Source organism: Streptomyces sp. NPDC021093, assembly GCF_044333135.1.
Taxonomy (GTDB): Bacteria; Actinomycetota; Actinomycetes; order Streptomycetales; family Streptomycetaceae; genus Streptomyces.
Genome location: NZ_JBIRQJ010000011.1, coordinates 242,162 through 267,951, shown reverse-complemented (window position 1 = coordinate 267,951; position 25,790 = coordinate 242,162). Strand labels below are relative to the sequence as shown.

Annotated in this window: 24 protein-coding genes; 6 read left to right on the top strand and 18 right to left on the bottom strand. The window is 72.4% G+C overall.

Annotated features, from left to right (window positions below):
• Window positions 1–80: 80 nt before the first annotated feature.
• The 7 genes from pheT to infC form a co-directional block, all read right to left on the bottom strand.
• A complete protein-coding gene (pheT, locus tag ACH4SP_RS32460; protein ID WP_398420189.1) occupies window positions 81–2,609 on the bottom strand; it encodes a phenylalanine--tRNA ligase subunit beta in 2,529 nt (842 codons plus the stop codon).
• The gene (gene pheS, locus ACH4SP_RS32455) at window positions 2,609–3,739 is read right to left on the bottom strand and encodes a phenylalanine--tRNA ligase subunit alpha (RefSeq protein WP_398420187.1); all 1,131 of its coding nucleotides are present in this window, start codon (window positions 3,737–3,739) and stop codon (window positions 2,609–2,611) included. The genes pheT and pheS overlap by 1 nt, the downstream gene beginning before the upstream one ends.
• Window positions 3,740–3,854: 115 nt before the next feature.
• The gene (locus ACH4SP_RS32450) at window positions 3,855–4,955 is read right to left on the bottom strand and encodes an ATP-binding protein (RefSeq protein WP_398420185.1); all 1,101 of its coding nucleotides are present in this window, start codon (window positions 4,953–4,955) and stop codon (window positions 3,855–3,857) included.
• A gap of 72 nt (window positions 4,956–5,027) precedes the next feature.
• A complete protein-coding gene (locus tag ACH4SP_RS32445; RefSeq protein WP_398420318.1) occupies window positions 5,028–5,867 on the bottom strand; it encodes a TrmH family RNA methyltransferase in 840 nt (279 codons plus the stop codon).
• Between the two features lie 155 nt (window positions 5,868–6,022).
• Window positions 6,023–6,409, bottom strand: a complete 387-nt coding sequence (rplT, locus tag ACH4SP_RS32440) for a 50S ribosomal protein L20 (protein WP_266655864.1) — start codon at window positions 6,407–6,409, stop codon at window positions 6,023–6,025.
• Window positions 6,410–6,515: 106 nt separating this feature from the next.
• Window positions 6,516–6,710, bottom strand: a complete 195-nt coding sequence (gene rpmI, locus ACH4SP_RS32435; RefSeq protein ID WP_189827454.1) for a 50S ribosomal protein L35 — start codon at window positions 6,708–6,710, stop codon at window positions 6,516–6,518.
• 131 nt (window positions 6,711–6,841) lie between these two features.
• The gene (gene infC, locus ACH4SP_RS32430; protein WP_398420316.1) at window positions 6,842–7,498 is read right to left on the bottom strand and encodes a translation initiation factor IF-3; all 657 of its coding nucleotides are present in this window, start codon (window positions 7,496–7,498) and stop codon (window positions 6,842–6,844) included.
• A gap of 385 nt (window positions 7,499–7,883) precedes the next feature.
• Here infC and ACH4SP_RS32425 point away from each other — a divergent pair, with 385 nt between their 5' ends.
• Window positions 7,884–8,252, top strand: a complete 369-nt coding sequence (locus tag ACH4SP_RS32425; protein ID WP_398420183.1) for a DUF1844 domain-containing protein — start codon at window positions 7,884–7,886, stop codon at window positions 8,250–8,252.
• An 84-nt stretch (window positions 8,253–8,336) separates the two neighbouring features.
• Here ACH4SP_RS32425 and ACH4SP_RS32420 read toward each other — a convergent pair whose 3' ends face one another.
• From ACH4SP_RS32420 to ACH4SP_RS32410, 3 genes are all read right to left on the bottom strand, one after another.
• Window positions 8,337–9,077, bottom strand: coding sequence for an SseB family protein (locus tag ACH4SP_RS32420; protein WP_398420182.1), 741 nt, complete (start codon window positions 9,075–9,077; stop codon window positions 8,337–8,339).
• A 118-nt stretch (window positions 9,078–9,195) separates the two neighbouring features.
• The gene (mycP, locus tag ACH4SP_RS32415; protein WP_398420180.1) at window positions 9,196–10,410 is read right to left on the bottom strand and encodes a type VII secretion-associated serine protease mycosin; all 1,215 of its coding nucleotides are present in this window, start codon (window positions 10,408–10,410) and stop codon (window positions 9,196–9,198) included.
• The gene (locus ACH4SP_RS32410) at window positions 10,407–11,456 is read right to left on the bottom strand and encodes a hypothetical protein (RefSeq protein ID WP_398420178.1); all 1,050 of its coding nucleotides are present in this window, start codon (window positions 11,454–11,456) and stop codon (window positions 10,407–10,409) included. Before ACH4SP_RS32410 ends, mycP begins: the two co-directional genes overlap by 4 nt.
• Before the next feature lie 238 nt (window positions 11,457–11,694).
• Here ACH4SP_RS32410 and ACH4SP_RS32405 point away from each other — a divergent pair, with 238 nt between their 5' ends.
• A complete protein-coding gene (locus ACH4SP_RS32405; protein ID WP_398420176.1) occupies window positions 11,695–12,909 on the top strand; it encodes an amino acid deaminase/aldolase in 1,215 nt (404 codons plus the stop codon).
• A gap of 39 nt (window positions 12,910–12,948) precedes the next feature.
• Here the strand turns inward: ACH4SP_RS32405 and ACH4SP_RS32400 are convergent, their stop codons facing one another.
• The 4 genes from ACH4SP_RS32400 to ACH4SP_RS32385 all read right to left on the bottom strand — a co-directional run bounded on the left by ACH4SP_RS32400 (window position 12,949) and on the right by ACH4SP_RS32385 (window position 17,925).
• Window positions 12,949–13,929 (bottom strand): DUF2510 domain-containing protein, encoded by a 981-nt coding sequence (locus tag ACH4SP_RS32400; RefSeq protein WP_398420174.1) that lies wholly within the window; start codon window positions 13,927–13,929, stop codon window positions 12,949–12,951.
• A 208-nt stretch (window positions 13,930–14,137) separates the two neighbouring features.
• Entirely contained in the window at window positions 14,138–14,923 is a 786-nt protein-coding gene (locus tag ACH4SP_RS32395; protein ID WP_398420172.1) for a 3-oxoacyl-ACP reductase, read from the bottom strand.
• Between the two features lie 3 nt (window positions 14,924–14,926).
• Window positions 14,927–16,279: an aldehyde dehydrogenase family protein gene (locus ACH4SP_RS32390; RefSeq protein ID WP_398420170.1), complete on the bottom strand. Its 1,353-nt coding sequence runs from the start codon at window positions 16,277–16,279 to the stop codon at window positions 14,927–14,929.
• 257 nt (window positions 16,280–16,536) lie between these two features.
• On the bottom strand, window positions 16,537–17,925 hold the full coding sequence (locus tag ACH4SP_RS32385) for a glutamine synthetase family protein (RefSeq protein WP_398420168.1): 1,389 nt from the start codon (window positions 17,923–17,925) through the stop codon (window positions 16,537–16,539).
• Between the two features lie 89 nt (window positions 17,926–18,014).
• Between ACH4SP_RS32385 and ACH4SP_RS32380 the strand changes: the two genes are divergently transcribed.
• The 3 genes from ACH4SP_RS32380 to ACH4SP_RS32370 all read left to right on the top strand — a co-directional run bounded on the left by ACH4SP_RS32380 (window position 18,015) and on the right by ACH4SP_RS32370 (window position 21,227).
• Entirely contained in the window at window positions 18,015–18,773 is a 759-nt protein-coding gene (locus ACH4SP_RS32380; protein WP_398420314.1) for a FadR/GntR family transcriptional regulator, read from the top strand.
• 214 nt (window positions 18,774–18,987) lie between these two features.
• The gene (eat, locus tag ACH4SP_RS32375; protein ID WP_398420166.1) at window positions 18,988–20,487 is read left to right on the top strand and encodes an ethanolamine permease; all 1,500 of its coding nucleotides are present in this window, start codon (window positions 18,988–18,990) and stop codon (window positions 20,485–20,487) included.
• A 32-nt stretch (window positions 20,488–20,519) separates the two neighbouring features.
• Complete coding sequence (locus ACH4SP_RS32370; RefSeq protein ID WP_398420164.1) at window positions 20,520–21,227, top strand: gamma-glutamyl-gamma-aminobutyrate hydrolase family protein; 708 nt, start codon at window positions 20,520–20,522, stop codon at window positions 21,225–21,227.
• Here the strand turns inward: ACH4SP_RS32370 and ACH4SP_RS32365 are convergent.
• Both ACH4SP_RS32365 and ACH4SP_RS32360 read right to left on the bottom strand, forming a co-directional pair.
• The gene (locus ACH4SP_RS32365) at window positions 21,214–21,873 is read right to left on the bottom strand and encodes a hypothetical protein (protein WP_398420162.1); all 660 of its coding nucleotides are present in this window, start codon (window positions 21,871–21,873) and stop codon (window positions 21,214–21,216) included. The genes ACH4SP_RS32370 and ACH4SP_RS32365 overlap by 14 nt on opposite strands.
• A 353-nt stretch (window positions 21,874–22,226) precedes the next feature.
• Window positions 22,227–23,153 (bottom strand): LysR family transcriptional regulator, encoded by a 927-nt coding sequence (locus ACH4SP_RS32360; RefSeq protein ID WP_398420160.1) that lies wholly within the window; start codon window positions 23,151–23,153, stop codon window positions 22,227–22,229.
• Between the two features lie 70 nt (window positions 23,154–23,223).
• Between ACH4SP_RS32360 and ACH4SP_RS32355 the strand changes: the two genes are divergently transcribed.
• A complete protein-coding gene (locus ACH4SP_RS32355) occupies window positions 23,224–24,348 on the top strand; it encodes a TDT family transporter (protein WP_398420158.1) in 1,125 nt (374 codons plus the stop codon).
• Here ACH4SP_RS32355 and ACH4SP_RS32350 read toward each other — a convergent pair.
• Window positions 24,317–25,042, bottom strand: a complete 726-nt coding sequence (locus tag ACH4SP_RS32350) for a helical backbone metal receptor (protein WP_398420156.1) — start codon at window positions 25,040–25,042, stop codon at window positions 24,317–24,319. The two genes, ACH4SP_RS32355 and ACH4SP_RS32350, sit on opposite strands and share 32 nt — an antisense overlap.
• Before the next feature lie 7 nt (window positions 25,043–25,049).
• Entirely contained in the window at window positions 25,050–25,670 is a 621-nt protein-coding gene (locus tag ACH4SP_RS32345) for a helix-turn-helix domain-containing protein (RefSeq protein WP_398420154.1), read from the bottom strand.
• Window positions 25,671–25,790: the final 120 nt, after the last annotated feature.

Below are 25,790 nucleotides of genomic sequence, written 5' to 3'. Positions count from 1 at the left end.
ACCCGTGTCCCGGATGTGCCCCTCGGTAACGCGCTCAACAGCGGTGACACGCCTGCACCATCGCCGCTGCGTACCGCCCCCTACGCGCCGCGCAGTACGGCTCCCGTGTGCTCGGCCGCGAGTGCCACCGCGGCGTCGCGGGCGGCCGAGGCCTCCTCGACGGTGAGCGTGCGGTCGGCGGCGCGGAAGCGCAGCGCGTACGCCAGGGACTTCTTGCCCTCGCCGAGCTGATCACCGGTGAAGACGTCGAACAGGCGGATGTCCTCCAGGAGTTCACCCGCACCCTCGCGCAGCAGGTCCTCCACCCGTACGTTCGTCACGTCGGCGTCGACGACCAGGGCGACGTCCTGGGTGGCGACGGGGAAGGTGGAGATCCGGGGCGCCTGCAGCGCACCCCGGCCGGCCTTCTCCAGCACGTCCAGGTCGAGCTCCATCGCGCAGGTGCGCTCGGGGAGGTTCATCGCCTTGATGACGCGCGGGTGCAGCTCACCGGCGTACCCGATGACCTGCTCCGCACCGTCCACGACGACCGACAGCGCGGCGCAACGGCCCGGGTGCCAGGGCGCGTTCACGGCGGCGGCGACGAGCAGCTCGGCACCGGCCTCACGGGCCAGGCCGCGGGCGGCCTCGATCGCGTCGGCCCAGGTCGCCGGGCGGCCCTTGCCCCACCAGCCGGCCTGCTCGCGGGCGCCCGCGAGGACGGCGGCCGCGTGCCGGGGCTGGGCGGGCAGCGAGGCGTTGAGGCCCGCGATCTCGTCGTCCGTGGGACGGCGGTCGACCGGCAGCCGTACGGCCTTGGTCTCCTCGCCGGACGGCAGGAAGACGAGTCCGGTCTCGAAGAGCGCCAGGTCGTGCGCACCGCGCCCGTCGTTGCGGCGCAGCGCGCCGAGCAGCCCCGGGAGCAGCGTCGTACGGAGCGCGGGCTCCGTGTCGGCGAGCGGGTTGACCAGCTTGACGGTGTTGCGGCGCGCGTCGTCGGCGGCCAGCTGGAGCTGGTCGAAGGCGGCGTCCCCGACGAACGGGTAGTTCAGCGCCTCGACGTAACCGGCGCCCGCCAGGGAGCGGCCGATGCGGCGGTGCAGCCGCTGGCGCTCGGTGAGGCCGCGGCCCGAGGGCGGGGTCGGCAGCGTGGAGGGCAGGTTCTCGTACCCCTCCAGCCGGATGACCTCTTCGGCCAGGTCGTTCGGGAACGCCAGGTCGGGCCGCCAGGACGGCACGGTCACGACGAGCTCGTCCGAGCCGTAGACGTCGCAGCCGACCTGCTGGAGGCGGCGCACGACGGTCTCGCGGCCGTACAGCACGCCCGCGACGCGGTCCGGGTGGTCCGCCCGCATGGAGATCGAGCGGGGCGCGGAGGGCGCGATGACCTCGGTGACCCCGGCGTCGGCGGTGCCGCCCGCGAGGAGGACGAGGAGGTCGACGGTGCGCTGGACGGCGGCGGGACCGGCCGCCGGGTCCACACCGCGCTCGAAGCGCTTGGACGCCTCGGAGGTCAGCTTGTGGCGGCGCGACGCACGCGCGATGGTCAGCGCGTCGAAGTGCGCGGCCTCGATGACGACGTCGGTGGTGCCGCGCGCCTCGCCGGTCTCCGCGTCCGTCTCGACGTCGGCGATCTCGGTGTTGGCGCCGCCCATGACGCCCGCGAGGCCGATCGGCCCGCGGTCGTCGGTGATGACCAGGTCCTCGGCGTCGAGGACGCGCTTGGCGCCGTCGAGCGTCGTGAACTTCTCGCCCTGCTCGGCACGGCGGACACCGATGGTGCCCTGGACGCGCGAGCGGTCGTAGGCGTGCAGCGGCTGGCCGAGCTCCAGCATCACGTAGTTGGTGATGTCGACGGCGAGCGAGATCGGGCGCATGCCGGCCTTCTGCAGCCGTCGCTGCATCCAGATCGGCGAGCGGGCCTCGGGGTCGAGACCGGTGACCGTGCGCGCGGTGAAGCGGTCGCAGCCCTGCGGGTCGCTGATCTTCACCGGGTAGCCGTACGAGTTCGGGGCGGGCACGTCGAGCAGCGCCGGGTCGCGCAGCGGCAGGCCGTACGCGGTGGCCGCCTCGCGGGCGATGCCGCGCATCGACAGCGCGTAACCCCGGTCGGGGGTGACGGCGATGTCGAGGACCTCGTCGACGAGCTCAAGCAGCTCGATGGCGTCCGTGCCGGGCTCGTACTCCATCGGCAGCACGATGATGCCGTGCGTGCCGTCGTCGCCCATGCCCAGCTCGTCGCCGGAGCAGATCATGCCGTGCGAGGTCTTGCCGTACGTCTTGCGCGCGGCGATCGCGAAGTCGCCGGGCAGGACGGCGCCCGGGAGGACCACGACGACCTTGTCGCCGACGGCGAAGTTGCGGGCGCCGCAGACGATCTCCTGCGGCTCGCCGGTGCCGTTGGCGGTGCCGACGTTCACCGTGCAGAAGCGGATCGGCTTCTTGAAGCCCTCCAGCTCCTCGATGGTCAGGACCTGGCCGACGACCAGCGGGCCCTTGAGGCCGGCGCCGGTCTGCTCGACCGTCTCGACCTCCAGACCTGCGGACACCAGCTTGGCCTGCACGTCACGGCCGGTCTCGGTGGCGGGGAGGTCTACGTACTCCCGCAGCCAGGAAAGCGGGACCCGCATCAGATCTCCATCCCGAAGGGCCGAGTGAAACGCACGTCACCCTCGACCATGTCTCGCATGTCTTCCACGTTGTGCCGGAACATCAGCATCCGCTCGATGCCGAAGCCGAAGGCGAAGCCGCTGTACTTCTCCGGGTCGACGCCGCAGGCCGTGAGGACCTTCGGGTTGACCATGCCGCAGCCGCCGAGCTCGATCCAGCCCTCGCTGCCGCAGGTGCGGCAGGGACGGTCCGGGTTGCCGACGGACTCGCCGCGGCAGACGTAGCAGACCATGTCCATCTCGGCGGACGGCTCGGTGAAGGGGAAGTAGTTGGGGCGCAGCCGGGTCTTCATGCCCTCGCCGAAGAGCGCCTGGACCATGTGGTCGAGGGTGCCCTTCAGGTCGGCCATGGTCAGGCCCTCGTCGACGGCCAGCAGCTCGATCTGGTGGAAGACCGGGGTGTGCGTGGCGTCGAGCTCGTCGGTGCGGTAGACGCGGCCGGGGCACACGACGTACACGGGCGGCTCACGGCGCTCAAGGAGCGCGCGGGCCTGCACGGGCGAGGTGTGCGTGCGCAGCACGACACCCGACTCGTCCGTCTTGGCGCCGCCCGCGCCCTGTACGAAGAAGGTGTCCTGCATCTGCCGGGCCGGGTGGTCCGGCACGAAGTTCAGGGCGTCGAAGTTGAACCACTCCGCCTCGACCTCGGGTCCCTCCGCGACCTCGTAGCCCATCGCCACGAAGACGTCGGCGACGCGCTCCATGAAGGTGGTCAGCGGGTGGCGGGCGCCGGCCGGGGTGCGGTCGTACGGCAGCGTGACGTCCACCGCCTCCTCGACCAGCACGCGCTCGTCGCGCTCGGCCTCCAGGACCGTCAGCCGGGAGCTGAGGGCCTTGTTGACGGCGCCGCGGGCCATGCCGACGCGCTTGCCCGCCTCGGCCTTGGCCTGGGGCGGGAGCGCGCCGATCTCGCGGTTGGCGAGGGACAGCGGCGAGGTGGGCCCGGTGTGCGCGGTCTTGGCGTGCGTCAGCGCGTCGAGGTCGGCGGCGGCCTCGAAGGCGGCCAGCGCCTCGTCCCGCATGCGCTCGATCTCTTCGGGTTTCAGCGCCTCGACCTCGACAGGGTCGTACGACTTATTGGGTGCGGACATCTCTTCCCGTACTTCCGATGGCTGGTGGGCGGCCCCGCTCGACACGTGTGAGGACGCAAAGGTGCCAAAGGTCGAGTCTAAAGGGCCAGGGGAGGCGAAGGTGCCCGAGGGCGGCTCAGGCCAGATAGGCCGGGGCCCCGACGGGCAGGATAAATCGGAATTCGGCGCCACCGCCGGGCCCGCGGCCGACCGTGATCGTGCCGCCGTGCGCCTCGACGATGCCCTTGACGATGTACAGCCCAAGACCGGTGCCGCCCCGCTTGCTGCCCCGCCAGAAACGGGTGAAGACGCGGCTCAGCGATTCCTCGGGAATGCCCGGGCCTTCGTCGCTGACGGTCACGGCCGTGCCCTTCTCGTCGTCCTTGCCGGTGGCGGGTGCCACCTCAATGGTGACCATTCCCTCGCCGTGCCGCACCGCATTTTCCAACAGGTTGCCGAGCACTTGGTCGACCTTGTCCGGGTCGGCCCACAGGTCCGGCAGCGGGTGCTGGATCTGCACCAGAAACCGGTCGGCGGCCTGACCTGCCGAAATGCGTGCGTGAACATGCCGTCCGACGGCGGCGGCGACATCGACGGGCTGACGGCGCAGTTCGAGCCGTCCGGTGTCGATGCGGGCGATGTCGAGGAGTTCGGCGATCAGCCGGGCGATGCGGTCGGCGTCGTTGTCGACGGTCTCCAGCATCATCAGCTTCTGGTCGTCGGTGAAGCGCTCCCACTTCCTGAGCAGGGTCCTGGTGAACCCCTTCACCGAGGTCAGCGGCGACCGCAGCTCATGGGCGACCGTCGCGATCAGCTCGGCGTGGCTGCGCTCGGTGCGCCGCCGCGCCTCGGTCCCGCGCAGCGACACCACGACGCGGCGCACCGGACCGCACGGCTTCGTTCGTACGTACCGCGCGGAGACCAGCACCTCACGCCCGCCCGGCAGCAGCAGATTGCGCTCCGGCTGGCCGCCCCGGATGGCGAGCCCGCCGTACGGGTCGGTGAGGGTCCACCAGCGGCGGCCCTTGAGGTCCTCCAGCGGCAGTACGTCGACGAGCGGCCGGCCCAGCGCGAGGGCGGCCGGCACGGCGCTGATGCGTACGGCGGCCGCGTTGAAGCAGACGATGCGGCCGGTCTCGTCGGCGACCACCAGACCGTCCGGGAGGTCGTCGGGACCGATCCCGGACGCGTCCAACTCCCGTACGCCTACGACCTGTTCCGACACTTCCGCAACCATCCCCGCCCCGCCTCCACCCGTCCGACAGTGCGGCGGGCCCGAGCCCGTCACCCTACTCCGAACCTGTTGCCCTCAGGCAGTGGTGCGTACCCGCTGTGCGCGCGCGGATGCATAGAGGCACACGGCGGCTGCCGTGGCCAGGTTCAGACTCTCGGCCTTTCCGTGGATCGGGACGCGCACGACGGCGTCCGCGAGGGCGCGGGTCTCCTCGGGGAGCCCCCAGGCCTCGTTGCCGAAGACCCAGGCGGTGGGGCCGCCCATGGTGCCGGCGTCCAGCTCGTCGTCGAGGTCCCGGTCCCCCGCGCCGTCGGCGGCCAGGATCCGTACCCCGGCCGCCTGGAGCTTCGCGACGGCCTGCTCCACGGGCACGCCGACGGCGACCGGCAGGTGGAAGTGCGAACCGACCGACGCACGCACCGACTTGGGGTTGTACAGGTCCACGGAGGCGTCGGTGAGCACGACCGCGTCGGCGCCCGCCGCGTCCGCGCAGCGCAGCACCGTACCGGCGTTCCCGGGGTCGCGCACGTGCGCGAGGACGGCGACCAGCTTGGGCTTCGCGGCGAGGATGTCCTCGAACGGGGAGTCCAGGAAGTGGCAGACGCCGACGATGCCCTGCGGGGTGATGGTCTGCGAGATCTCCGCGAGCACGTCGTCCCCGGCCAGGTGCACCCGGGCGCCGGCGGCGTGCGCGGCGTCCACGATGTCGGCGTACCGCTCGGCGGTCTCCACGGTCGCGAACAGCTCGATCAGCGTCGGCTGCCCGTCGGGCCCCCGGTGGTCGACGGCCTCCCGCACGGCCTGCGGTCCCTCGGCGATGAACCGGCGCTCCTTGCCCCGGAAGCTCCGCTTGGCCAGCCGCTTGGCGGCGGTGACGCGGGGGGAACGCGGGGAGATCAGCTCGGGGGTGCCCATGGGTGTGCGGCTCACTTCTCTACGTACGTACGAGGGGGCGGACTGTGCCGGCCCGGGGGCGACCCCCGGGCCCCCGGGAAACAACCGGACCCGCAGGCGCGGAATGCGCCTGCGGGTCCGGCTTCAAGCCAAGAAGAACTCTGCCTGCCTGAGGACTAGGCGGCGGCCTTCGGGGCGTTGACGTCGCTCGGAAGCGCCTTCTGGGCGACCTCGACGAGCGCGGCGAACGCGTTCGGGTCGTTGACGGCCAGCTCGGCGAGGATCTTGCGGTCCACCTCGATGTTGGCGGCGTTCAGACCCTGGATGAGGCGGTTGTACGTCATGCCGTTCTCGCGGGCAGCGGCGTTGATGCGCTGGATCCACAGACGGCGGAAGTCGCCCTTGCGCTTCTTGCGGTCGTTGTAGTTGTAGACCAGGGAGTGGGTGACCTGCTCCTTGGCCTTGCGGTACAGGCGCGAACGCTGGCCGCGGTAGCCCTTGGCGGCTTCGAGGATTGCCCGGCGCTTCTTGTGGGCGTTTACTGCGCGCTTGACGCGTGCCACTTTTGACTCCTTGTAGCGGGGTCGTGGGGGTGTTCACACGACCCGAAAACGAATTGGTCCCGGTCTCGATCCAGCGCCTCCGGCAGATGTGCCGGAGACAGCGGAATCACTTGCCGAGAAGCTTCTTGATCTTCGCGGCGTCGCCCGGGGCCAGCTCAACGGTGCCGGTGAGGCGGCGCGTCACGCGGGACGACTTGTGCTCGAGCAGGTGGCGCTTGCCGGCGCGCTCGCGGAGCACCTTGCCGGAGCCGGTGATCTTGAAGCGCTTCTTGGAACCGCTGTGCGTCTTGTTCTTCGGCATCGCGCCGTATCTCCTCGTCAGTGCCGCTCCCCCGGCCCCCGGTGCGGGCACCGGACTGCAGGAGCGTCAGATCTTTGGTTGGGGGTTTCCGGTCCGGGATCCGGGGGCCGCCTGGGTGGCGGCCCCGTGGATCACGCCTCGGAAGGTGCCTCGGCCGGGGCCTCGGCAGCGACTTCGGCAACCTCGGCCGCGGGCTCGTCGTCCTGGGCAGTGGTGCCCTGACGCTCCGCCTTGCGGGCGGCCTGGGCCTCGCGGGCCTCGGCCATCGCCTCGGTCTTCTTCTTGTGCGGGCCAAGAACCATGATCATGTTCCGGCCGTCCTGCTTCGGGTTGGACTCGATGAAGCCCAGTTCCTCCACGTCGGAGGCGAGTCGCTGAAGCAGCCGGAAGCCAAGCTCGGGACGGGACTGCTCACGACCACGGAACATGATCGTGATCTTGACCTTGTCACCCTGCTTGAGGAACCGGACGACGTGACCCTTTTTGGTGTCGTAGTCGTGCGGGTCGATCTTCGGGCGGAGCTTCATTTCCTTGATGACCGTGTGCGCCTGGTTCTTGCGCGCCTCACGGGCCTTCATGGCCGACTCGTACTTGAACTTCCCGTAGTCCATGAGCTTGCACACGGGCGGACGGGCGGTCGCCGCGACCTCGACCAGGTCGAGGTCGTACTCCTGCGCCAGCTCAAGGGCCTTTGCGAGGGGAACGATGCCGACCTGCTCGCCGCTGGGGCCCACAAGCCGTACCTCGGGAACGCGAATCCGGTCGTTAATGCGGGGCTCGGCGCTGATGGATCCTCCTCAGTAGCACCACACGGCTGTCTGGCAGACAGCCACGTAACGTCTTATTTCTTCGGACCAACCGCATCGGGATACAAAAAATGCCCCGGACGGGACACAGGCAGGGCTCCTGGAAAAACCGGAGCACCGCCGCGTCTGAAACCGCGGGGCGCACACATCGGACAGTTCCATCGTCCGTACGGAACGATGGGGACCGTCTTCTGACCGGTGACCCGCCGTCCCGGAGGACGGTCAGGTGGGAGAAAAGGAGCCTCCACTTGTGGGCCGGGCACAGATGTGTCCGGCCGGTCGCTCGACCAGCCTACCAGGGTGGCCGGGAAGGGGCGAACCGGTCCGGTGTGCGGGGGCCCGCCCACCGGGACCTATCGTTGACGTCATGAGCGACGCGACCAGCACTGACGACAACACCACCCCCGCCTTCGACGACATGACCCGCGACATCGCGGACGTGCCCGCCGTCGAGGTGATCACCACGGTCGCCGTGCACCTGATGAGCGCCGCCGCCGTGAACCTGGGTCTCGCCGAGGGCGGCGAGGAGCAGAAGGACCTGGACGAGGCCCGCAAGCTGATCCAGGCGCTGGCCGGCCTGATCACCGCCAGCGCGACCGAGATCAGCTCCTTCCACGCGGCGCCGCTGCGGGACGGGCTGAAGTCCCTGCAGCTGGCGTTCCGCGAGGCGTCGGTCGTGCCGGACGAGCCGGGACAGGGCCCCGGCGAGAAGTTCACCGGCCCCGTCTACGGCTAGTCCCCCGGCCCTTTTACAGCGCTGCCTCGTCCGCTTGCAGCGCTGCCTCGTCCGCGTGGTTGCGCGGGCTGTCGGCGCGGTGCGTCAGCCGGTGAGCAGGGACTCCCCGGGAGGTGTGCTGCCCGGCGGCAGCAGGGCCAGGTCGAGTCCTCGTACGAGCCGGGCCCTGAGCACCTCGTCGGAGGCGAGGGCGTTCGCGATGCGGCGGACGGTGTCGGCGGGGACGGCGTCCGGGGCGAGTACGAGCGCGAGGGTGCCGTCGGCCTCACCGGGGCCGAGATGGGCCCGGAGCACACCGGGCTCGGCGGCGACGAGACGGCGGACCGCTTCGACGACGGCCGGGTCGTCCAGCGGCCGGGGGCTGGTGCGGCCCTCGGCGAGGGCGCGCAGGGCGGGTCCGGTGAGCTGGTAAGGCACGGGGCCCGCGAGGTCCAGGACGACGGTGTCGGCCTGCTCGTGGGCGGCTGCCTGGAGCGCCTGGTGCAGCGGGACGGCGACGGGGCGGGCGGCGGGGTCCCAGCGCGCGAGGGCCTCGATGGAGGTGAAGGCGGGCAGTGCCTTCCGGTCCCCCGAGCGGAGGGTCGGAACGGCCATGTCGCTCGTCTTCTCCCGCTTCAGCCCGGTCTCCGGGTCGGTCTCGACCTCGCCGAGAACGGCGACGATGGGGACGAGGAGGCGGGCGGCGGGCAGCGCGTCGAGGACGCGCCGGTGGGCCTGCTCGTCCTTGTTCCCCTCCGCCCAGGCCGCGAGGGCCGCGGTGAGGGTGGGGTCGGCGGTGCCGTCGTCGTCGGAGAAGCCGGGGTCCGGAATGTTCTTGAGCTGCACGGGTCGAGGGTATCGGGCGGGGCCGGAGCATCTTCAGCCCGTCCGGCGTTTGAGGACGCGCGGCGCAGCCGGGCACGGGGCGCAGCCCCGGAGATCGGCCCCCACCGGCCCGCGCGCCTCAGCGCGGTCGGCCTCCGCGCCACACCACGACCGCCGCCGCCAGCACCAGTACTCCCGCACCGCCCGCGACCAGCGCCCACACCTCCGGTCCCGCCGACCGGTCGGCGGGGCTTTCCGGGCCCGCGCCGAAGTAGCGCTTCGGGTAGCCCGCCGCCGTCGACCGCACCGCCGCCCCGCGTCCGCCCGCGGCGATCGCCGCCGCCGGGTCGACCATCCCGTGGCCCCGGGAGTCGTCCCGGCCGCCCTGCGGAGAGTCCCGCGCGGTCTTCGCGAGGAGGCGTTTGATCTCGGCCGGGGGGAGCGCCGGGTGCGCGGCCCTGACCAGGGCCACCGCACCCGAGACGAAGGCGGCCGCCGCGCTGGTGCCCCAGCCCTCGTAGTAGCTGCGGTCGGGGTCCGCGATCACGATGTCGTCGCCCGGCGCGGCCACGGTCGCGTACCACCGCCGCGTGGAGAAGGAGGCGTGCGTGCCGGCCTCGTTGACGGCCGTCACCGCGATGACGCCGGGGTAGGCGGCCGGGTAGGAGATGTGGTCGCCCTTCTCGCCGCCGTTCCCCGCGGAGGCGACGACGACGGCGCCCTTGCTCAGTGCGTACTGGACGGCCGCGTCCTCCTCCGCCTCCGGGTGCGCGGACTCGCTGTCGTCGCCGAGCGAGAGGTTGATGACGTCGGCGCCCTGGTCGACGGCCCAGCGGATGCCCTTGGCCAGGGCGTTGCCGCGGGACTCGCGGGCCTTGTCGCGGGCCGGGTCGCCGCCTTCGAGGATGACCCGGACGGGCAGGATCTTCGCCTCGGGGGCGATGCCGAGCACGCCGTCGCCGCGGTCCTGGCCGTGTCCGTGGCCCGCGATGATGGACGCCATCGCGGTGCCGTGCCTGGCCCACGAGCGGTCGCCGCTCCGCGCCCCGAAGCCGACAAGGTCGTTGCCCTTCAGTACGTTGCCGCGCAGGTCGGGGTGGCGGTCGTCGACGCCGGTGTCGAGGACGGCGACCGTCGTTCCCGCGCCCTTGGTGGTACGCCACGCCTCCTGCGTGTGCATGGCGGCCAGGCCCCACTGCTTGTCGCGGATGGCGTCCGCGTGCGCGGCGGGCACCGGCAGCACGACGAGCGCGGTGGCCGTGAGAGCGGACGCCGCGGCGGTGGTCGCGGTGCGCCGCCGGGGGCCCGGACGTGAGGTGCCGAGTCGTCGGGGACTCGCGCGTCGGGGGGTCATCCGGGCTGCTCCGTGGGCGAGTTGACGGTTCTGCGCAGCCCGCGCTCGACACGGTCCGCGATGCCCTTGGCCTCGTGCGCGAGGCCCGACTCGGCGGGGGCGGAGGTCGCGCCGACGGCGGTGGCGAGCGTGGCGGGCTGAGGGTCGGTGACGGTGCGTCCGTCGGCGAAGCCGGAGACCGCGTACACGACGACGGGCACGTCCTTGAGGATGCTGATCGCCCAGCTGGCCCGCTGCCCGTCGCCGAATCCGGCCGCGACGGTGCCGGGCACCGGGAACGTACGCGGCATCAGATCGGTGCGCTCGGCGAGCTTTTCGCGGGCGAAGCGGGTGCGCAGGGCGTTCGTCGCGGCCTCGTCGGCCTGGGTGAAGACCATGCCGACGGTGGTGACGCTGCTGGTGGTGGCGTCGGTGTAGGTGGCGCGCAGCAGGCGGGTGCAGCCGACGGGGCCGAGGGCCTTGAGGAGGAGGGGGTCCAGGGCGTTCGTACAGGTGCTGTCGGGGGCGACGGCGACCCGGGTCCAGGCCCGGTCGGCGCCGCCGGGGCCCGCTCCGGAGCCCTTGAGGGCGCGTGGGAAGAGGGTGTCGACGGGGACGCTGCGCCAGGCGGTGCGGGCGTCGGCGAAGCGGGTGCTCGCGGTGGGCGTCCGGGGGGCGTCGGAGGCGAGCCAACTGCCGGCGGCGGCGCCGACGATGAGGCCGGTGCCGAGGATGGTGGAGGCGGTGAGGGTGGCCAGGCGGGCGGGGGTGCGGGGCGGGCGTGGGGCGGTCGCGGGATGGGGCGGTTGCTCGGGGCGCGGGGCGGTGGCGAGCGCGTGCGGTCGCGGGAGGGGGCGCTCCGCGTGGGGGCCGCCCCCTTGCCCGCCCGTTCCGCCCCCGGGGGGCGGCCCCGCCGCCCAAGAGGACGGCGGTGGCGGCGTGGTGGACGGAGGTGGCGGCAGCGTGTCTACAGGGGACGGTGCGGGGGACCGCAGCGGCGGCGTGGTTGTGGGGGGTGGGAAAGGGGGGACGGGTGGGGTGACGGGGTGGTGTGGTTCGGTGGTCATCCCGGCCCCCAGGTCCGTCTGTTGTCGTACTCCCGGCTTGTGCCCTTCAGCAGCCCCGTCACCCGGGCTGCCAGCGGGATTCCGTCACTCTACGGGCTGGCCGGGCCGCGACGGGAACCGATGTGCGGCATGGGGCCGATCTGACCGGATCGTCCCCCTCCGGCTCTCTCCTGCCCGAATGGAACCAGCGGCCCGTCAGGGCCTACCGGGCGGTAATCCACTCTGGCAAGCTGCGCCCATGACTCCTCGTACAGCTCCCCGAGCCGACGACCGTGCCCGTTACGACCGGGCGACCGCGCATCTCGACGGTCCGCTGGCCGTCGTCGACCTGGAGGCCTTCGACGACAACGCCGCCGATCTCGTACGTCGCGCGGGCGGCAAGCCCGTACGGGTGGCGAGCAAGTCGGTGCGGTGCCGGGCGCTGCTGGAGCGCGTACTGGAGAAGGACGGCTTCGCCGGGGTGATGTCGTACACCCTGGCCGAGTCGCTGTGGCTGGCGCGGTCCGGTTTCGATGACGTGCTGCTCGCCTATCCGTCCGCCGACCGCGGAGCGTACGCGGAGCTGGCGGCCGATCCGAAGCTGGCCGCCGCCGTGACCGTGATGGTGGACGATGCCGCGCAGCTGGAGCTGATCGAGCGGGCGCGGGACGGCGGGACGGAGGAGATCCGGGTCTGTCTGGAGCTGGACACCTCGCTGCGGATGCTGGGTGGGAGGGTGCGGATCGGGGCGCTGCGTTCGCCGCTGCGCGAGCCCGCGCAGCTGGCCGAGCTGGCCCGGTCGATCGACCGGCGGCCCGGCTTCCGGCTGGTGGGGATCATGGCGTACGAGGGCCATGTCGCGGGCGTCGGCGACTCGATCGCCGGGCGGCCGGTGCGCTCCCGGCTGGTGCGCGCGATGCAGGGTGCGGCGCGCCGCGAGCTGGCGGTGCGGCGGGCTGCCGTCGTACGGGCGGTCAGGTCGGTCGTACCCGATCTGGAGTTCGTGAACGGCGGCGGCACCGGGAGCGTGGAGAGCACCGTCGCGGAGGACGCCGTGACCGAGGTGGCGGCCGGGTCGGGGCTCTACGTGCCGCGGCTGTTCGACAACTACCGGTCGTTCAGCGGGCGTCCGGCCGCCCTCTTCGCGATGCCGGTCGTACGGCGTCCGGGGGTCGGGGTCGTGACGGTGCTCGGCGGCGGGTATCCCGCGTCGGGCGTCGCAGGGCCTGACCGCTCCCCCGTGCCGTACCTGCCCGAGGGGCTGCGGTACGACGGGCAGGAGGGGGCGGGCGAGGTGCAGACGCCGCTGCTCGGGGCGGCGGCGGACGATCTGCTCATCGGTGACAAGGTGTGGTTCCGGCACGCCAAGGCGGGTGAACTGTGCGAGCGCTTCGCCCGGTTGCAGCTGATCGAGGGCGACCGGGTGACGGACACCGTGCCCACCTACCGGGGCGAGGGCCACACCTTCCTGTGAGGCCCCGCCCGGGGGCGGGTCGCGAGGCAGCGGCGGGGGTCAGGTCGTGTTGCGGATGCCCTGGGTGATCTTGTCCATGCCGTCCAGCGGCGGTCCGCCGGGGCCCTCGTCGAAGTTGAAGCGGACCAGGATGATCGACCCGGGGCCCAGGCTGCTGGGGAAGGCGAGGGACTGGACGTGGCCGCCGGCGCCCTTGCCGGTGACGACCTTCCAGCGGACCAGGTAGCCCTGCTTGCCCGCGACGGTGACGGCCTCGGACTTGACCTCCGTGTGGGACTTCACGCCGCCGTACTTCTGGCGGCCGAGGGAGTCCTTGTTGTAGGCGAGGTCGGTGGCCTTCGCGATGTCGGCCTTGGCGACGGCCTCCGGGGTGGTCTGGTCGGAGGGCGCGGTGCGCGAGGTGACCGTGCCGTGGTGGCAGAAGCCGCCGTCGGCCGGGCAGTCGTACGTCTCCTTGGTCTGCATGGTGGCGGCTTCGCGGTCGCCGCCGAACTCGGGCCGCTCCCAGCCGTCGAGGATCGGCAGCGTGATGCCGTTCAGCTGGTCCGGGAGGGTGCCGGCGTCACCGGCCGGGGCCGAGGCGGGCGGCGGGGTGGGCACGTTCTGCCCGCCGCCGGGGACCTCGGGGGAGGACGAGGGCGCCGCGACCGGAGGCGCGGGGTCGTCGTCCTTGCCGAGGACGACGACGCCGGTGACGATCGCGGCGACCAGGACGACTCCCGCGGTGACGACCGCGATGAGCGCGCTCTTGCTGAGCCCGCCGCCCGAGCCGCCCCCGGCGGGCGGTGCCGGCGGGGGCTGCGGGGTGGCGTACTGCTGCGGGGCGGCGCCCGGGTATCCGTAACCCTGCGGCTGCTGCGGCTGGCCGAACTGCGGCGCCTGCTGGGGTGCGGGCGCCGGGGGCTGCTGGGGCTGGCCGGGGGCACGGGTGTGCGCGCTCCAGGCGTTGCCGTCCCACCAGCGCTCCTGGGTGGGAGCGCTGGGGTCCTGGTACCAGCCGGGCGGGGTCGTCATGCTCATGCGGCTCACCTTAAGGGCAGGCCTAGGGCCTGTCCGGCGGATCTTGCCGCGGTCGCATGCCCTGGCACGCACATCTGCGGCGTTGTCGTCAATCGACGACGCTCCGCGTCGCCTCAATCCTCCGCCTTGCATCTGCACGCACCAGACCCCGCTCCGCCGAACCGAACGGGCAAGGTCACCCCATGCAGCCTGATCCGCCGGACAGGCCCTACAGCGGGGTGACGTATGCGCCCGAGATGCCGCCGTCGACCAGGAAGTCCGTCGCGTTGACGAAGGACGAGTCGTCGCTGGCGAGGAAGGCGACGGCCGCCGCGATCTCGGTCGCCTCGGCGAACCGGCCGAGCGGGATGTGCACCAGACGGCGGGCCGCCCGCTCCGGGTCGGACGCGAACAGTTCCTGCAGGAGCGGGGTGTTGACGGGCCCAGGGCAGAGCGCGTTGACGCGGATGCCCTCCCGGGCGAACTGCACGCCCAGCTCGCGCGACATGGCCAGCACGCCGCCCTTGGACGCGGTGTACGAGATCTGGGAGGTCGCGGCCCCCATGATCGCCACGAAGGACGCGGTGTTGATGATCGAGCCCCGGCCCTGGCGCTGCATGTACGGGAGGGCGGCCTTGCAGCAGAGGTAGACGGAGGTGAGGTTGACGTCCTGGACGCGCTTCCAGGCCTCCAGGCCCGTGGTGAGGATGGAGTCGTCGTCGGGCGGGCTGATGCCGGCGTTGTTGAAGGCGATGTCGACGCTGCCGTAGGTGTCGTACGCGGCCTTGAAGAGCGCGTCGACCTGTTCGGCGTCGGTGACGTCGACCTTGACGAAGGTGCCGCCCACTGCTTCGGCGGCGGCCATGCCCGCCGTCTCGTCGATGTCGCCGCAGACGACGTTCGCACCCTCGGATGCGAGGCGGCGGGCGGCGGCGAGGCCGATCCCGCTGCCGGCTCCGGTGATGACGGCGGTGCGTCCGACGAGGCGGCGGCAGATGATCTCTTCAGTGGTCATGGTTCAGGCCTCCGTGCTGATGAAGACGTTCTTGGTCTCGGTGAAAGCGGTGAGGGCGTCGGGGCCCAGTTCGCGGCCCAGGCCCGACTGGCCGTAGCCGCCGAAGGGGGTCCAGTAGCGGACGCTGCTGTGGGAGTTGACGGCGAGGTTGCCCGCGCGGACTGCCTGTGCGACGCGCAGTGCGCGGCCCACGTCGCGGGTCCAGACGGATCCGGCGAGCCCGTACTCGGTGGCGTTGGCGAGGCGGATCGCGTCGGCCTCGTCGTCGAAGGGGAGGACGACGGCGACGGGGCCGAAGATCTCCTCCACGGCGGCGGGCGCGTCGGCGTCGAGGCCGGTGAGGACGGTCGGCGGGAACCAGAAGCCGGGGCCGTCGGGGGCCGTCCCCCGGATCGCTTCCGCACCCTCGGGGACGTACGAACGCACCTTCTCCAGCTGGGACTTGGAGATCAGTGGCCCCATCTGGGTCTTCTCGTCGGAGGGGTCGCCGACGACGATCGACTCGATGGCGGGGGCCAGGAGTTCGAGGAAGCGGTCGTACACGCCGCGCTCGACGAGGATGCGGGTACGGGCGCAGCAGTCCTGGCCGGAGTTGTCGAGGAACGACATGGGGGTGGCGGCGACGGCGGCTTCGAGGTCGGCGTCGGCGAAGACGATGTTGGGGCTCTTGCCGCCGAGTTCGAGGGTGACGCGCTTCACACGGTCGGCGCACTTGGCCATGATCTGCTTGCCGACGCGGGTGGAGCCGGTGAAGACGATCTTGCCGACGCCGGGGTGTTCGACGAGCGCGTTGCCCGCGACGGCGCCCTCGCCGGGGAGGACCTGGAAGAGGTGCTCGGGAAGGCCTGATTCCAGGGCGAGTTCGGCGAGCCGGAGTGCGGTGAGGGGGGTGGTCTCGGCGGGCTTGAGGAGCACCGCGTTGCCCGCGGCGAGCGCGGGGGCGGTGGCCCAGGCGGCGATCGGCATGGGGAAGTTCCACGGGGCGATCACGCCGATGACGCCGAGGGGTTCGAGGATCGTGACGTCGAGGCCGCCGGGGACGGGGATCTGGCGGCCGTTGAGGCGTTCCGCTCCCCCGGCCGCGTAGTCGAGGAGGTCCCGGACGTTGCCCGCTTCCCAGCGGGCGTTGCCGAGGGTGTGGCCGGCTTCGCGCACTTCCAGCTGTGCGAGTTCCTCGATGTGCTGGTCGACGGTGGCGGCGAAGCGGCGGAGGTGGCGGGCGCGGTCGGCGGGGGCGGCGGAGGCCCAGGTGCGCTGGGCTTCTGTCGCGCGTGCTACTGCCGCGTCGACGTCTGCCGTGGTCGCGGCGGGGACGGTGGCGATGACTTCGCCGGTGGCGGGATTCAGGATCTGCAAGGGGTTCGGTTCCTTACGGGGGTGGGGCGGTGTCCGGGGGGTGCGGTCGGGAGGGTGGGGCTTCGTGTGGGGGGGCCGCCCCCTTGCCCACCCGTCCCGCCCCTGGGGGGGGCGGCCCCGCTGCCCAAGGGGGCTAGGGGGCGGCGGCTTCAGCCGCCCGAGGGGGCTAGGGGGCAGGCTTTTAGGGGCGCGGGGAACTGCGCGGCCAGCCACGACGTGCCCGCACATGCCCACCGGCCCCGCACAGGGCGGAGGAGCTACATCCGCTCAAAGGTGCGCCGGAGCTCCCAGTCCGTGACCGCCGCATCGAACGCGTCCAGCTCGACCCGCGCCATGTTGGCGTAGTGCGCGACGACCTCGTCCCCGAAGGCCGCCCTGGCGATGGGGCTCGCTCCCCACAGCTCGGCCGCCTCGCGCAGCGTGGTGGGGACGTGCTCGTAGTCGGCGGTGTACGCGTTCCCGGTACAGGGCTCGGGGAGTTCGAGCTTCTGCTCGACGCCGTGCAGTCCGGCGGCGATCAGCCCGGCGACGGCCAGGTAGGGGTTGACGTCGCCGCCGGGGAGCCGGTTCTCGAAGCGCATCGAGGGCCCGTGGCCTACGACGCGCAGCGAGCAGGTGCGGTTGTCGTGGCCCCAGGCGACGGCGGTCGGGGCGAACGAGCCCGGCTGGAAGCGCTTGTACGAGTTGATGTTGGGGGCGTAGAGCAGGGAGAAGTCGCGCAGCGCGGCGAGCTGTCCGGCGAGGAAGTGGCGCATCAGCGGGGACATGCCGTCGGGGCTGTCGGCGTCGCCCGCCATGACGCTGCGGTTGTCGGCGTCGCGCAGCGAGAGGTGGATGTGGCAGGAGTTGCCCTCGCGCTCGTTGTACTTCGCCATGAAGGTGAGCGAGACGCCCTCCTGGGCGGCGATCTCCTTGGCGCCGTTCTTGTAGAGGGCGTGCTGGTCGCAGGTGGTGAGGGCCTCGTCGTACTTGAAGGCGATCTCGTGCTGGCCGGGGTTGCACTCGCCCTTGGCGGACTCGACGGTCAGCCCTGCGACGGCCATCTCGTTGCGGATGCGGCGCAGCAGGGGCTCGACGCGGCCGGTGCCGAGGATGGAGTAGTCGACGTTGTACTGGTTGACCGGGGTCAGTTCGCGGTAGTTGGCGTCCCAGGCCTGCTCGTAGGTGTCCTTGAAGACGATGAATTCGAGCTCGGTGCCCGCGTGGGCGGTGAGTCCGAGCTCGGCGAGGCGCTCCAGCTGGCGGCGGAGTATCTGCCGGGGCGCGGCGACGACGGGTGAGCCGTCGTGCCACAGCAGGTCGGCCATCAGCAGGGCGGTGCCGTCGTTCCAGGGCACGCGGCGCAGGGTGGCGAGGTCGGGACGCATGGCGAAGTCGCCGTAGCCGCTGTCCCAGGAGGACATGGCGTAGCCGTCGACGGTGTTCAGGTCGACGTCGACGGCGAGGAGGTAGTTGCAGCCCTCCGCGCCGTTGGTCAGTACGTCGTCCAGGAAGAACGGGGCGGCGAACCGCTTGCCCGTCAGGCGCCCCTGCATGTCGGGGAAGGCAAGGACGACGGTGTCGATCTCGCCGTCCGCGACCAGGGCGCGCAGCTCTTCGAGCGGGAGCGGGGGTGTGCGGTCTGCGGGACCTGGCTGTGCTGCCACGGGGATGTACCTCCTGCGTCGGCCGGGAGCTCTAAGGTATGACCCAAGACCATTGATTGGGAAGGGGGTTCGGGCGCGTGTCGGACGAGGTGCGAAGCGATGAGGTACGAAAAGACGGGGTACGGAGCGGCGGCGTACGCGACGACAGGCTGACGGCCGTGCTGCGTCCCGTGCGGGCGGGCAACGGTTTCGAGGAGGCGCTGGAGCAGGTGCTGCAGGTGCTCCGCCTCGGGCTCGTACCGGCGGGCGAACGACTGCCCGCCGAGCGGGAGTTGGCCGACCGGCTGCGGATAAGCCGGGTCACCCTGCGCGAGGTGCTGAAGGTGCTCCAGGAGCAGGGGCTGGTGGAGAGCCGGCGGGGGCGGTACGGGGGTACGTTCGTATGCCGTCGGCCCGAGACCCCCGGCGAGGCCGAACTGCGGCGCCGGGTCGGGGCCTTGGACGTGGAGGACGCGCTGCGGTTCCGCGAGGTGCTGGAGGTCGGCGCGGCCGGGCTCTGCGCCGGGGAGGGCCTGGCGGGAGCGGACGCGGACCGGCTGCGAGCCGCGCTGGCCGCGACGCACGACGCACCGCTGGCCGACTACCGCCGTGCGGACACCCTCCTGCACCTGACGCTGGCGGAGCTGTCCGGGTCGCCCACGCTGGCCGCCCGGTACGCCGCCGTACGGGCCGAGGTGAACGAACTCCTCGACTGCATCCCCCTGTTGGTGCGCAACCTGGAGCACTCGCAGGCCCAGCACACCGCCCTCGTCGAGGCCGTGCTCGACGGGGACGCGGAGGCGGCGCGCGAGATGATGCGGGAGCACTGCTCGGGGACGGCGGCGCTGCTGCGGGGGTTCTTGACCTGACCGCAATACCTGACCGCAATACCTGACCGCGATTCCTGACCGCGACATCTGACCGCGACACCTGACGGCGAACCTGACCGCGATCATTCCCGGTGATTCCCGGCGCGCCCTGCGGGGAAGTAACTTCCCCGTAATCGCACGGGGGTTGCGCACTCCCGCCACGGCCGCAATGGTGTGGAGCCACACCATTGCCAGGCAACGGCGGGAGCGGCCCATGGCCACGGAAGAACGCACAGGCCCAGCGAGCCCGGAAGGGGCGTCAGGGCCGGGAGGGGCTGCGGGGGCGGCAGGCCCGGCGGGCCCCGAGGGTTCCGACTACCTCAAACGGCGCGCCCTGCGCCGCGGCAGCGCGGGCTGGCTGCTGCTCACCGGGCTCGGCGTCGCCTATGTCGTCTCGGGCGACTTCTCCGGCTGGAACGTCGGTCTCTCCAAGGGCGGCTTCGGCGGTCTCGCCATCGCCACCCTGCTGATGGGCGTGATGTACGCCTGTCTGGTCTTCGCCCTCGCGGAGCTGTCCGCCATCCTCCCCACCGCGGGCGGCGGTTACGGCTTCGCCCGCCGGGCGCTCGGCACCTGGGGCGGCTTTCTCACCGGCACGGCGATCCTCATCGAGTACATCCTCGCCCCGGCCGCGATCTCCATCTTCATCGGCGACTACGTCGAGTCGCTCAACCTCTTCGGACTGACCTCCGGCTGGCCGGTCTACCTCGCCTGCTTCGTGATCTTCATCGGCATCCATCTGTGGGGCGTCGGCGAGGCGCTGCGCTTCAGCCTGGTCGTGACGGCCATCGCGGTGGCGGCGCTGCTGATCTTCGCGGTGGGTGCGTTCACCGAGTTCAACGCGGACAACCTCAATGACATCCCGGTGGACAACGGCGCGTTCGGCGCGAACTCCTGGCTGCCGTTCGGGCTGATCGGGATCTGGTCGGCGTTCCCGTTCGGCATGTGGTTCTTCCTCGGTGTGGAAGGAGTGCCGCTGGCCGCCGAGGAGGCGAAGGACCCGGTGCGGTCGATGCCGCGCGCCCTGTCGATCGCGATGGGCGTCCTGATCCTGCTCGCGATGCTGACGTTCTTCGCGGCGACCGGTGCGCGCGGCTCGGCCGCCGTGCAGGACGCGGGGAACCCGCTGGTCGTGGCGCTCCAGGGCGACGGTGCGGCGACCGGGCTCAGCCGGTTCGTCAACTACGCGGGCCTGGCCGGTCTCGTCGCCTCGTTCTTCTCCCTGATCTACGCCGGTTCCCGCCAGCTCTTCGCGCTGTCCCGGGCCGGCTACCTGCCCCGGTTCCTGTCCCTCACCAGCCGCCGCAAGGCGCCGTACCTCGGGCTGCTCATCCCGGGCGCGATCGGTTTCGCGCTGGCCGCCTCGACCGGCAACGGCGCCAGGATGCTGAACATCGCGGTGTTCGGCGCGACCATCTCGTACGCCCTGATGGCGCTGTCGCACATCGTCCTGCGCCGCCGCGAACCCGGGCTGCCGCGCCCGTACCGGACCCCCGGCGGCATCGCCACGTCGTCGACGGCCTTCGTGCTGGCGCTGTTCGCGCTGGTGGCGACGTTCCTGGTGGACAAGACCGCGGCGTTCACCGCGCTCGCCGTGTACGGCGTCGCACTCGCCTACTTCGCCCTCTACTCTCGGCACCGTCTGGTCGCGTCCGCGCCGGAGGAGGAGTTCGCGGCACTGGCCGCCGCCGAGGCCGAACTCGACCGCAAGTAGCTTTCGCACCCCCGTAGTTGGAGGATCCGCCCGTGCCCCGCAAGCCCCTCGTCGGCATCAGCACGTATCTGGAACAGTCCGTGAAGTGGGGCGTCTGGGACCTCCCGGCCACCCTGGTCCCGGCGGGCTACCCGCAGCTCGTGCAGGCGTCGGGCGGCACCGCCGCCCTGCTGCCGCCCGACGACCCGTCGTACGCGGCGGAGGTCGTGGCCCGTCTCGACGCCCTGGTGATCGCGGGCGGGCCCGATGTGGAGCCCGTGCGGTACGGGGCGGAGCGCGATCCGCGCACCGGGCCGCCCGCCGTGCGGCGGGACGCCTGGGAACTCGCCCTGATCCGGGCGGCCCTGGCCGACGGCACCCCGCTGCTGGGCGTCTGCCGGGGCATGCAGCTGCTGAACGTGGCGCTCGGCGGCACCCTCGTCCAGCACCTCGACGGGCACGCGCGGACGGTCGGCGTCTTCGGGGAGCACCCGGTGACACCGGTGCCGGGCACCCGCTACGCGGCGGCCGTGCCGGACCCGGACGACGTACCGACGTACCACCACCAGGCCGTTGACCGGCTCGGCGAAGGCCTGGTGGTGTCGGCCCACGCGGCGGACGGCACCGTCGAGGCCGTCGAACTCCCGGGCACCGCCTGGGTGTTGGGCGTCCAGTGGCATCCGGAGATGGGCCAGGACCTGCGGGTGATGCAGGCCCTGGTCGCGGCCGCCGCCTCCGAATCCGGCGTCAGGCTCCCTTGAACTTCCAGATGAACGGCTCCGTGGAGTCGTCGTCCGCCGCCCAGTGCACCTCGATCTCCTTGGCACCCTTGGGGATCATGTAGGTCTCGCAGATGACGTGGCTCTGGCCCGGCTTCCAGTTCTCGATGTCGCTGTCGGACTCACAGCCGGGGGCGTCGTCGGAGGCGCCGATCAGCAGACCGCCGCGGGCGCCGTCGGCGTGGATCTCGACGTTGTCGCCGACGTCCGGGTAGTCCGCGACGGGCTTGCCGCTCTTGTGGGTGTACTTCACATGGGCGACGACGGGCACCAGACCCTTGGCCTTCGCCGGGTCGTCGACCATCTTCTTGGCGTCGGCCTCGGTGCCGACGTCCACCTTCTGGGCGACGATCTCGTACGTGACCTGTCCGGCCTCCTTCTCCTTGAAGGGGCTGGTCACGGCCTCGCCGGTGCCCAGCTCCTTCTTGCCCGCGGCCTCCCCTGCGCCGCCCGCGCCGCCGGCGCCGTCGGCCGGGGGCTTCTCGGCGCCGCCGGTCTCCTTGGCGGCTCCGGCAGCACCGCCCTTGGCACCCTCGGCCTTGTCGTCCCCGTTGCAGCCCGTCAGGGCGAGCGCCAGGACGGCGACGGGGGCGGCGGCACGCAGGGCGAGCTTCTTCCGGTGGGACACACGAACTCCTCGGCAGATGACAGTGAAGGTGCCCGTGGGGAACCGGACACCGCCCGCAGTGGCACCGGGCACGGCGCACCCTACGAAGCGGACCGCTGCCCGCCGACCCCGGGGTCGGTGACTGTCCGTATGACACCGGGCACCCACCGCGTGCTCACGCGATGGTTTCGCTCTCCTCACCCGCCCTCCTCCGGACTGCACCCCCACCGCTCCGCGTGCGGTGCCCGGCGACCGAGGAACCAGGGGCGCGGGGAACTGCGCGACCAGCCACGACGCACCCGCACGGCGCCCACCCACACACCTCCCCCCATCACCCCGCACCGCGCCCAAGCGCCCCGCACCGGCCTTCCCCCCTACCCCCTCCGGGTAAGCCCCAGCAGATCCCTCCCCGGCCCCGCAGGACCCGGCCCCGTGGGCCAGACCGCCCGCAGGTCGCGCCGCAGGACCACCCCCTCCACCTCCACCCGCACGAGCCGCCGCGACGCCACCTCCTCCCCCACCGCCAGCTCACTCAGCACGCTCGGCCCGGCCCCGCTCACCGCCGCCGCCTTCACGGCGGTCGTGGAGGACAGCTCAAGGAGGGGTTCCGCCAGCCCCCCGTACGGGGCCAGCGCCGCGTCGAGGACCTGCCGGGTCCCCGACCCCTCCTCCCGCAGGATGAGCGGCGTGGCCGCCAACTCCGCCGCGGCCAACGGTCGTCCGCGCCGCGCCCACGCGTGCCCCGGCGCCGCCACCACTATCAGCCGGTCGTGCCCGATCACCACTCCGTCGAGCCCCTCCGGCACCGCGAGCCCCTCCACGAACCCCAGGTCCGCGGCCCCCTCCAGCAACTGCCGTGCCACAGCTGCCGAGTTGCCCGCCAGCAGCGACACGGCCGTCCCCGGCCGCTCCGCCTGCAGCGCGACCAGCCAGCCCGGCAGCAGGTACTCCGCGATCGTCATGCTCGCCGCCACCCGCAGCCGCGAGTCCCGCTGACCGCGCAGCGCCCGCGCGCCCGCGTCGAAGGCCTCCGCCGCCTCGACGATCCGCCCGGCCCAGTCCGTGACCAGCGCTCCGGCGGCCGTCAGCCGTGATCCCCGCGGCGAGCGCTCCACCAGCGTCACCCCCAGCTGCCGCTCCATCGACCGGATCCGGCCGCTGGCCGCGGGCTGCGAGATGCCCCGCTCCCGGGCGGCCCGCCCGAGGCTCCCGAGCCGGGCGACGGCGAGGAGCAGTTCCAGCGCCGCCAGGTCGGGGACACGGTGCGACAGCTGTACGGGTACCGGCGACTCGGGGCTCATAACCCCAGCTTATGTGCCCATAGAGACATAGTGCCTGGTGGGGGCGGGTCCTTGGGCCGACGCTGGATACATGGCCACCACCGCGAACCCCCTCGCTCCCACCCCAGCGCTCCCCGCCTCTCCCCGCACCTCCCCCCTGCGCCACCTCGGCCCCAACTGGTACGCCACCGTCATGGGCACCGCGATCCTGGCCACCGCCGGCACGGCCCTCCCGTACCGTTCCCCCGTCCTGCACACCGCGCTGACCTGCGCCTGGGCGCTCGCCGCAGTCGTCCTGGTGACTCTCCTGCCGGCCCGCGCCGCCCACTGGCACCACCACCGCGACCAGGCCCGCGCGCACCTCCTCGATCCGGCGGTCGCGCCGTTCTACGGCTGCCTGGCGATGGCCGTGCTCGCCGTCGGCGGCTCGACGATGGCCGTCGGGCAGGACGTTCTCGGCCCGGACGCCGCGCTCGCCGTCGCGTCCGTGCTCTGGGTGACCGGCACCGCCCTCGGACTGCTGGCCGCGCTGGCCATCCCGTACCTGATGGTCGTACGGCACCGGATAGAGGGGCCGGGGAGCGCTTCGCCGGTGTGGCTGCTGCCGGTGGTCGCGCCGATGGTGTCGGCGGCGCTGGGACCGCAGCTGATCCCGCACCTGCCGCAGGGGCAGCTGCGGACCTCGATGCTGCTCGCCTGCTACGCCCTGTTCGGGCTGAGCCTGCTGGCCACGCTGCTCCTGCTGCCGCTGATCTTCGCCCGGCTGATCGTGCACGGCCCGCTGCCGCTGGCGCTCACTCCCACGCTGTTCCTGGTGCTCGGCCCGCTCGGCCAGTCGACCACCGCCGTCAACCAGCTCGCGGACGTCGCTCCGGGGGCGATCGGGGCGACGTACGCCCACGGCTTCCAGGCCTTCGCCGTCGTCTACGGGGTTCCGGTGCTCGGCTTCGCCCTGCTGTGGCTGCTGCTGGCCGTCGCACTGGTCGTCCGGGCCGCCCGCGCCGGAATGCCGTTCGCGATGACGTGGTGGGGCTTCACCTTCCCCGTCGGTACGTGCGTGACGGGAGCCGCCGGCCTGGCCAGGCACACCGGGCTCGAAGCCCTCGGGTGGCTGGCGACGGGTCTGTTCGTCCTGCTGGTGGCGGCGTGGGCGGTGACGGCGGTCCGTACCGTACGGGGCCTGTTCAGCGGCGCGCTGCTCGCAGCGCCGCGCTGAGGGCGGCCGGGGCGTCGGCCAGCGAGGGCCCGTACCAGGTGAGCATGCGTCCGTCGACGAGCGCGGCCGGGAGCCCGGGGAAGGCTTCCGGCCCGTCGTCGGCGGTGAAGCGGTAGGGCTCGTCGGGGAGGACCACCAACTCGGCGCCGTCGGCGACCAGTTGGTCGATGCCGATCTTCGGGTAGCGGTCCTCGTGGGCGGCGTACGCGTTCTCGACGCCGAGCCTGCGCAGCAGGTCGCCCGCGAAGGTGTCCCGGCCGAGCACCATCCAGGGCCGCCGCCAGACCGGCACGACGGCCCGACGGGCGGGTGCCGCGGGGGTCACCGCGGCCCACGCCTTCTCCGCCGCGGTCAGCCACTGGGGGCGGCCGGCCGCCCCGCACGCGCGCAGCACCCGTTCCAGCTCGGTGAAGGCCTGCCGCAGGGTGCGCACCTCGGTGACCAGGACTTCGGTGCCCGCCGCCCGCAGGGCGGCGAGGTCAGGTTCCCTGTTCTCCTCCTCGTTGGCGACGACGAGGTCGGGGCGCAGCGCGAGGACCGCCGGAACGTCGGGGTTCTTGGTGCCGCCGATGCGTACGACACCGGGCCCGAGGTCCGCCGGGCGGGTGCACCAGTCGGTGGCCCCGACCAGCGCGCCCGGCACGGTGACGGCGATCGCCTCGGTCAGCGACGGCACCAGCGAGACGATCCGCACCGCGCGCTCACCGCCGCGATTCGTCGGCGGCGTCGATGTGTTCGGCGACCGCCACGACCACGATCCGGGTGTCCGGTTCGGTGGCCCGCCACCGGTGCCGCACCCCGCCGGACAGGTGCAGGGTGTCGCCGCGGGACAGCCGGTAGGCGCGGCCCTCCGCCTCGACCTCCACCGCGCCGTCCGCGACGTACATCAGCTCGTCGTTGCGGTGCTGGTACTCGCGGCCCGCGTCCTGCATGCCGGTGAACTCCACGGCGTGCAGCTGGTGGTGGCCGCGCACCAACGGCCGTACCCCGGAGCCGAGTTCGAGCCCGGGGTCGTCGGCGGCCCGCAGCAGGTCGACGGAGAGCGCGGAGTCGGCGGCGGCGAGGAGCTGCACCGCCGTGGTCTCCAGCGCCTCGGCGACGCGCTGGAGGGAACGCATGCTGGGGCGGGCCCGCTCGTTCTCTATCTGGCTGAGGAAGGGCACCGACAGTCCGCTGCGCTGGGCCACCACGGCGAGGGTGAGCTCCAGGGCGCGGCGCCGCCTCCGGACGGCCGTGCCGACCCGGAGGATCTCCTTGTCGTCCTTCTTGTCGTCGTCCTTCACGGCTTTGTCGACCTCGACGACCTTGTCGCTCTTTGGCATGGCGGCTCCTCTCCCTTCCCCATCTCGTTCTTTCCACCGACGCACAGCAGACTACGCAGCTTCATGCCATGGTTTCGTACACATGTCACACCTGCGTTACCCACCTGCTCCGTCCTCAAG